Source organism: Micromonospora sp. NPDC049230, from assembly GCF_040647875.1.
Lineage (GTDB): Bacteria > Actinomycetota > Actinomycetes > Mycobacteriales > Micromonosporaceae > Micromonospora.
In genome coordinates, this window is the sequence record NZ_JBEZCZ010000084.1 from 1 (window position 1) to 7,524 (window position 7,524).

Consider the following 7,524-nt stretch of genomic DNA (forward strand, 5'->3'; position numbering starts at 1 on the left):
GTTGAACGCCTTCGCCATCACCTTCAGCGACCGCTTCCCAGCCGCTGAAACCTACTAACCAAGATCGCCGGAAACACCGTTAGCGAGACAGCCCCTGGTCGGGGATTCGTCGGTTTCTTTTTGTTGGGCTTCGGGTTCGTGGTGGCGCTGCTGGTGACGGTGTGGACGTCGTGGCGGCGGGTGGGTTGGCGGTTGGGTTGTCCGGGTGGTCGTCCGGGTCCTGGTCGGGTGGGTTTCGGTGCACTGGCGGGACAGGCGGTCGTTGGGCGGAGGTGACGAAATCCGCGGCGGACGCGGGTCGGGGTGAGTCGTTCGGGTCGGGCTGGTCGTTCCCACGGGTGGCGTAGGTCAGCGGCGAGGGGCCGGGCCAGCCGGAGTTGGGTGTGGGCAGCGATGATCAGCCAGGTCCATCTGTCGGCCGCGTGCGGGTCGCGCAGTTTCGGCACGGTCCAGCCGAGGGTCTGCTTGAACAGCCGGAACGTGTGCTCGATGTCGAAGCGCCGCAGGAACGCCTGCCACAACAGGGTCACCATCGTGGTGTCCGGGTCAGCGGCCGGGTCGGCACCGGTGGAGCACCACAGCCATACCGGTTTCGCGGTCGCGCCGGAGGGCAGCCGTTGCACGTCGAGACGCACGACGGTGCCTTCCAGGATGGGCAGTTCGGGGCAGTCGGCCCAGGCGGCGCGGCGGGTGAGGCGGGGGTGCAACCGGTGCCAGGCGCGGGCGGTCGCTGTGCCGTAGAGCCGAGTCTCGGTCACGGTGGTGACGTCCGGGGTGTCCCAGCTGGCCGGGTCACCGAAGATGAACTCGGTGCCGTGTCGTGGTGGCCGGCCGCACTTGGGGCCGGGCACCCACGGCCGGGGGCCGCGACGCAGGACCCGGTCCGAGCGCATCCGGGCCAGGATCCGCACCGGCAGGTCTCGCAGCAGCCAGGCGAGACGGGCCGCGTCGTAGCCGGCGTCCATGACCACCCAGATCGCCAGGTCACCGGGCCGCCAGTGCCCGGCGGTGACAAGGCGACTCACGACGTCACGCACTTGCCCGGCGGTGGCCACGGCCAGGTCCGCACCCGGGACGAGGCGCACGGCGTCCAGCGGGGCGGTCCACGAACTACGCCCGGTTTCCAGAGCGACCAGGAACGAGTACGGCCATCCCGGCACCCCGATGTGCTGGTCCTTGCCACGACCGTAGGTGTGGCACAGGATCCGCTCCGGCACGGTGTGCGCCTCCGGCCGCAACCAGCAGGTGACATCCACCGCCAGGACGATCCGCCCATCGGCGGCCCGTGGGATCGGCGTCGAGGCCACCACCTGCCGCAACCGGTCCACATCGATGCGACCGGCGCCAAGAGCGTCATACAACGCGCCGTGACCTCGACGATGCTCCGCCACCAGAGACAACGCCGGCAACGACCGCACCGGCCCGTCCGCGCACAACACCGCGTCAGCCAACTCGAACAAAGCATCAGCTCGCGCGCTCAGACAACGATGCAGTTCCCTACGGAACGTCGCGAGGTCCCCCACCGCGCTCTCACGCGTAGCGTCATGCACACTGATCATCCCGCAGCCCTTGATCCCGATCTTCTTCCCTCGACAAGAAGAATGATCAATCAAGGGCTGCGGCCATGATCAGCCAGGGTCGATACAAACCAACCCCAGGTTAAAGATCAAGTTAGCGTCTTGCCTACAATTCTGCGCCTCGTCCGGCTTCCAGTGGGCTGGAGCGCTGGCCGCTCGCTAATCATTACTGTCCCTCAGGCCTGGCGAGTGGTGCGGCGCCCGGCGGCGGCACGAGGCCACAGCGCACACGTACGTCCTCCGGCGAGAGTGGTCCGCAGCCCACTGCCTGCCCGGCAGCTCGGCCGCACAGCCTGTGAACAATCTAACACTCTGGGCTGGAAGGGTGACCTAACGTCAGGAACATAAAGGACAAGGACTATCAAGACGGACTGCCAGAAGCACAGTAAGTGCCGGACGGGGTCCAATTGACTCCATTCGGGGAAACGCATACTGATCGATGTCATGTAGCGTGGCACGAGCGCGCTATTCAGACCGGCCGTCGTTCCCGTTCCCTAACGGCTAGGAGACCTTACGGAAGCCTTTTATTCCGCGTGCGTGAGTAACTCCGGGCCCGAAACCAGCTTAAGCTTGCGGACTCGTCGCCAGAGGAGCGACGCCAGTCGGTTTTAAAACCGGGATGTAAGCTATGAGCAATTCGTGGACCACGCACGCTGCCGCCGGTTTCAATTACAGGGCCAGACCGGAATCCGACTTCCTGACAACTCTCGATGCAGCGGCAGTACGCTGCACAAGTTCGGACGACAGCCGTTCTGCTTGCTTGAGTTGGGCTGGTTTCCACGTTAACAACAGGAGGAACCTGGTGAAAAAGCTGATGATCCATGCCGCTGCCGCAGGCATAGCAACGTCGGCGTTGGTGTTCGTCGGCGCGGCACCTGCATCCGCCGACCTCTGCGCTTCAAACAAATGGGCTACGTCTCATACCTCAACTCGGACAATTGCAACAATGAATGAGAACGGCTGCTCCAAGGTAGCGGCGAGGGTGGACCGGTACTCTGGCTCGCAAGTTTATACTCACAGCACCCCCTGGCAGTTCAAGGTTGCCGATACTGGTGACCACCAGGAAGGCGTCGGCGCAGGTAACGCCGCTCGTTCCTATAACGGCCAAGGCGCTTACCCCGGTTGGGTTTGGCTTTAGATCCAATCCTTGAGGGGAAATCCCATATCCGACGCCGACTGCGCCGGATATGGGATTCCTTGCTGATCTTCATGGAGTGTCCACTGAAAACGAAACTTATACGAGCATCGCTTGCGGTAATTTGCTGTGCAATGACTCTGGCTGGGTGCAGCTCGGCTGAAAGCCCGCCGCCCAATCCCTTCGAGGCCGAGTTTGAGCGAGCGAAACGTCAAGCTTCTTCGGAATTCGAGCACGCCGTACTCGAAGACTCAACGATTTCGCGCGCCGAGTACCAAGAGTCGATTGATCGATTCTTGCGATGCATGAACGACAATGGTATCGAGGCCACCGCGCTCCCCGCCCGAAATGGCACGTTCACATACCGTTGGCCAAAGGCGCAAGGCAACGACGACACAGAGTCAAAGTGTCGCGTCGGCACAACGATGCATATCGAGCCACTATACATCGAAATTGTCGTGAATCCAAAGAACGAGGATCGATTCGAACTAATGGTGCGTTGCCTTGCCCGCGAATCACTCGTCCCGCCCGGCTACACAACGGATGACCTCCAGAAAGACATGTCGTCAGGCTACGCGAACGCGCCGTTCGACCACAATTCGACGAAAGTTATGGATTGCATGAGCGGGCCGGCTTGACCGAGAGTCATACCCACAAGTGTCGCAGTCACGCAAGAAAGCACTTTGCCGATGATAGGCGTACTTATGAAGAGTCAATCCCATTCAACGCGACGTAAGGTTGTTTCGGGAAGTGCATTCCTCCTCGCTGGATTATGCCTTATGGCGATCGGCGCGGTGGCTGCTATCACGGTCCTGCCAGCACCTCGTGCCGACTCGACAACCGAGACCGCTCGCCCAAGGATGTTTCATGCCGTCAGCGAACAATTCGCAGATGAGCGAGATGTCGAACTGGTGGTCGTCAGGGCACCCTCACCTACCCTTTCTGCCACCGCAGAGGGAGTTATAACTGACTTTGACTGCTTCCCGCGATATGGCTTACGGTCGGGTACCTCTCCGTTGGCTATCGACGGGGAACCAAAGCTAGCACTCGCGACCGAAGTTCCTCCCTGGCGGAATTTCGTGTCCGGAACTAGGGGCAACGACGTTGCGGCGCTGCAACGCGAGCTGAAGCGCCTCGGCTACTTTCCCGCGTCACCAACCTCACGGTACGACCTCGCAACCAAGAACGCAGTAGCGAAGCTTTTCGAACGAGTCACCGGCCGCCGACTCACGGCAAACTCATTGATGATGACGTCGATAATCTGGCTTCCTACGGCCGATACTGTCGTCGAGAAGTGCGAGGCATCCGTTGGGGCTAGAGTGAGCGCAGGTACGCCGATCGCTAGCATTCGGGGAGCCATCCATACTGTGGAGATGAAGGCTCCTCCTGCCGATATCGTCCCGGGTAAGCGCGAGCTAATCGTTGGCGACCAAGTTTTAGTGGTGAACCAGTCGGGTGCGATAACGGACAACGCGGGCCTGGCGCGCTTCGCGTCGAGCGACCAGTTTCGAATATTCGAAGAGTCGAATGGCCAATCCGGACTCCGTGCTAAGTATCGGTTGACGGAACCGAAAGTGGTCTACAGCGTTCCCCCGTCGGCGATACTTTTCAGCGCGACCGGTAATGCCTGCGTCGTAACCGCGGATGGTCAGTCGGCTCGCGTTTCGGTTGTAAGTTCCACCTTAGGCAGGTCACTCGTCGAAGCCGCAACCGGAATTGTTTGGCCTGAGGTGCAGCTCGAGCCATCACCGGAGTCGACGTGCATTTGACGTGTCACGAGGTCGGGCATTCCTTTGGCGCTGCTCCAAATCTCTTTTCGAGACTAAGCCTGCATCTTCAGCCCGGCAAGACGACAGCTATCGTCGGACCTTCAGGATCAGGCAAGAGCACCTTGCTAAGCATCTTGAGCCGGTCGACCATACCGCGGACGGGCAGCATAACTTTTACTGGGATTGATCGTGTTGCCTGGGTCTTTCAGAATCCGGTCGGCGTTGCTGCGCGAACCACGCTTGATCACGTGGTGCTACCTATCCTAGCCCGCGGTCAATGCGACCGTAGGAAGGCTGAGGCAGAGGCGCTTTGCCTGCTGGCGGAGTTTGGACTTGCGTCGATAGCCGCCCGACCGTTCCGTGAGATATCGGGTGGCGAGGCCCAACGGCTCATGCTGGCTCGAGCGGTCGCGTCCATCCCTCAACTCCTGCTAGTCGATGAACCTACAGGCCAGCTCGATCGTAGTAGTGCAGCAACTGTGGTTGAAGTACTAGGGGCGCTCGCACGTGATGGAATGATTGTCGTGATAGCAACTCATGACCCAGATGTCAGAGCCACTTGCGACCTGATTGTGGATCTGAGTGATTATCAATGAGGCTTAGTGGTCTACTTTCCGAAGCATGGCGGAACATCACTTCGGGCACCACGCGGACGCTCGTCCTTGCAACCGCGGTTGCAGGAGCCGCTGGTGTTATGGGTTACGCAGAGGCATCCACCGTCAACCGCGTGAATGCGGAAGCGGACAGCTTTCGATCAGCAGGCGCCTCAACCCTCATCTTGTCTGCGCCGGGATTCGTCAACGGGAAGGCGTGCGAGACTCTGGCTGGCGCTTCAGGGATTACTCGGGCAGGCGCGCTTAGGATTGCGCCGGCAGCCTTGGGTCATCTGGCGCTGCCCACGTCGGCCATCCCGTACAGAGAAGTCACGCCGGGATTCCTGAGAATGATCGATGTGGTGCAATGGGCCGCGCTTCCCGTTGGAGTGTTACTTTCAGAGTCTGCTGCCAGTGCCATTGGCGTCCCCGCAGGAGGTTCCTTTGAAAGCGCTACAGGAACTGTAAGTGTCCAGGGAGTGTACGCTTTTCCTGACGATGGTCGTTCCCCCGAGCTCGAGTTTGCGGCTGTCGGAGTTAGCCCCGCTAGCGGAGTATTCGACGAATGCTGGGCGGAGGTATGGCCGCCCGATGAGTCTGTCGTCCAGCTGCTCAGGAGCGCGCTAACAGCTGTTGCTCCAACGAATACCGACCCCAATTTACGGCAGCTCAATACCACTCTTGGAGCCGATATCGATGTCGGCGAACTCCTCGACACGCGGTTATCGCGGCATGGGCCTCAGGCAGGCTTGGTGGTCGGCCTCGCTCTTGGTTTCGTATCGGTGTGGCTCAGGCGCTTGGAGCTGGCAAGCGCACTTCACTGTGGCCTCTCGAAGACCAGCCAAGTCCTTCAGTCAGCGATCGAGGCGATCGCTTGGGCCACTGCAGGGGTTCTACTGGCTCTTCCCATCGTCCTCTATCAGGCCAAGCTGGGGGGTTCGCCCGTGCTAGTCACGATTCTTGGCGGGCGTTGCCTTGTCGGCATCTGGGCTGGCGCGGTAATAGGTGCGGTTCTTGGGGCGGTTCGAGTACGCGAACGTCACCTATTCCGGTACTTCAAGCACCGCTGATACTTAAGAGACGTCCCTTTAGTCCCTAAGAGCGCGTTTCACATTGCTGTCAGTCGGGTGTGTTGAAGGTGAGGCGTTGTTGGCGGGTGGCGGGTTCGCCTCGGGTGAGGCGGCGGAGCATGCCGCTGAGGGCGGCCCATCGGATCATGGCCTCGGACGTGGCGCGGTGGGTTCCGTCGTCGCGGGCCAGGCGGCGGTGGGCGGTGATCCAGGCCAGGGTCCCGTACCACGACCCAGCGGCGGGGTGCACGACGAACCCGCGCTGGTCGGCGGGTTTGCGGACGATCTCGACGGTGGTGCGGAGCAGGTCGCGGGGCCCAGTCGACGAGGCGGCCGGCGAAGCCGGAGTCGGCGAAGACATGCCGGATCGGGGTCGCCGCGTAGGTGGCCAGCAGGGCTCCTTTGGCGCCGTCGCGGTCCTGCCAGGACGCGGCCAGGACCCAGACGGTGACCAGGAGTCCGAGGGGTGTCGGTGACGATGAACCGCTTCCGGCCGTTGATCTTCTTGCCGACGTCGTAGCCGCGGGTTGCGCGGGGCACGGTCTCGGCGCCTTTGACGCTCTGCGAGTCGATGATCCCCGCCGTCGGCTCCGGGTCACGGCCGTGAGTCACTCGGATCTGCCCACGGAGTTCGGTCAGGATCCGCTCGGTCACGCCCCGGCTGTTCAGCCGGGTGAAGTGCGCGTACACGGTCTGCCACGGCGGGAAGTCGACCGGCAGGTACCGCCACGCGCAACCGGTACGCACCACGTACAAGATGGCGTCGACGATGGCGCGGCGGGCGTGCCTTTCTGGTCTGCCCATCCACTGCGGAGACGGCAGCATCGGCTCGATGATCTCCCACTCGGCGTCGGTCAAGTCAGACGGGTACCGCCGCAATCGATCCATACCTGCCTACCGACCGAACTACCTCCATCGGCCGGATTCACTGTGCGACACACCAGACCGACCCACATGCCAAACGCGCTCTAATACTCCAGCCGCACCTGGTGGAGGTGGAGTCTTCGCTGCTAGTGGGCTGTTTTGGCGCGGTGCTGGTGTCGGCGCCGCCATCGTGACCATCGATGGATGTGATCGAAGGTTCGGATGGTGGTGATCAGGTGTGCCAGGAGACGTCGGACCTCGCCATGGGTGAGGGGTATGAGGCCGTCATCGGATTCAGTGCCCCCTTTTTGGCGTGGGCGGCGGTGACGGCGAGGTAGGCGTGAGCGCACAGAACGAGTGTTATGTGGCGGTACCAGGCGTCGTAGCGACGCACCTGGTAGTGATCCAGGCCGACCTCGGCCTTCGCGGTCTGGAAGCACTCCTCGATCGCCCACCGGGTCCCGGCGATGCGGATGAGGGTCTCGTCGCTGGTGTCGGCAGGGCCGAAGCACAGGT

General features: G+C 61.9%; 5 protein-coding genes and 3 pseudogenes. 4 read left to right on the forward strand and 4 right to left on the reverse strand.

The annotated features are described in order from the left end of the window. Positions 1 to 98: 98 nt before the first annotated feature. Positions 99 to 1,559, reverse strand: a pseudogene (locus AB0A95_RS34505) (NF041680 family putative transposase); the annotation flags it as partial. Between the two features lie 820 nt (positions 1,560 to 2,379). Between AB0A95_RS34505 and AB0A95_RS34510 the strand changes: the two are divergent. The 4 genes from AB0A95_RS34510 (at position 2,380) to AB0A95_RS34525 (ending at position 5,077) form a co-directional block, all read left to right on the forward strand. Then, positions 2,380 to 2,715, forward strand: coding sequence for a hypothetical protein (locus tag AB0A95_RS34510; RefSeq protein WP_357559960.1), 336 nt, complete (start codon positions 2,380 to 2,382; stop codon positions 2,713 to 2,715). A 131-nt stretch (positions 2,716 to 2,846) separates the two neighbouring features. Next, entirely contained in the window at positions 2,847 to 3,350 is a 504-nt protein-coding gene (locus tag AB0A95_RS34515) for a hypothetical protein (RefSeq protein ID WP_357559961.1), read from the forward strand. 222 nt (positions 3,351 to 3,572) lie between these two features. Further along, a complete protein-coding gene (locus tag AB0A95_RS34520) occupies positions 3,573 to 4,481 on the forward strand; it encodes a peptidoglycan-binding domain-containing protein (RefSeq protein ID WP_357559963.1) in 909 nt (302 codons plus the stop codon). Continuing rightward, positions 4,472 to 5,077 carry an ATP-binding cassette domain-containing protein gene (locus AB0A95_RS34525; protein WP_357559962.1) on the forward strand — a complete coding sequence of 202 codons (606 nt, stop codon included), beginning with the start codon at positions 4,472 to 4,474 and terminating at the stop codon, positions 5,075 to 5,077. Before AB0A95_RS34520 ends, AB0A95_RS34525 begins: the two co-directional genes overlap by 10 nt. 1,116 nt (positions 5,078 to 6,193) lie before the next feature. Here the strand turns inward: AB0A95_RS34525 and AB0A95_RS34530 are convergent. From AB0A95_RS34530 to AB0A95_RS34540, 3 genes and pseudogenes are all read right to left on the reverse strand, one after another. Continuing rightward, on the reverse strand, positions 6,194 to 6,505 hold the full coding sequence (locus tag AB0A95_RS34530) for a hypothetical protein (protein ID WP_357559964.1): 312 nt from the start codon (positions 6,503 to 6,505) through the stop codon (positions 6,194 to 6,196). Between the two features lie 104 nt (positions 6,506 to 6,609). Then, positions 6,610 to 7,032 (reverse strand): annotated as a pseudogene (locus AB0A95_RS34535) (IS5 family transposase); the annotation flags it as partial. 208 nt (positions 7,033 to 7,240) lie between these two features. Beyond that, positions 7,241 to 7,524 (reverse strand): annotated as a pseudogene (locus AB0A95_RS34540) (IS701 family transposase); the annotation flags it as partial.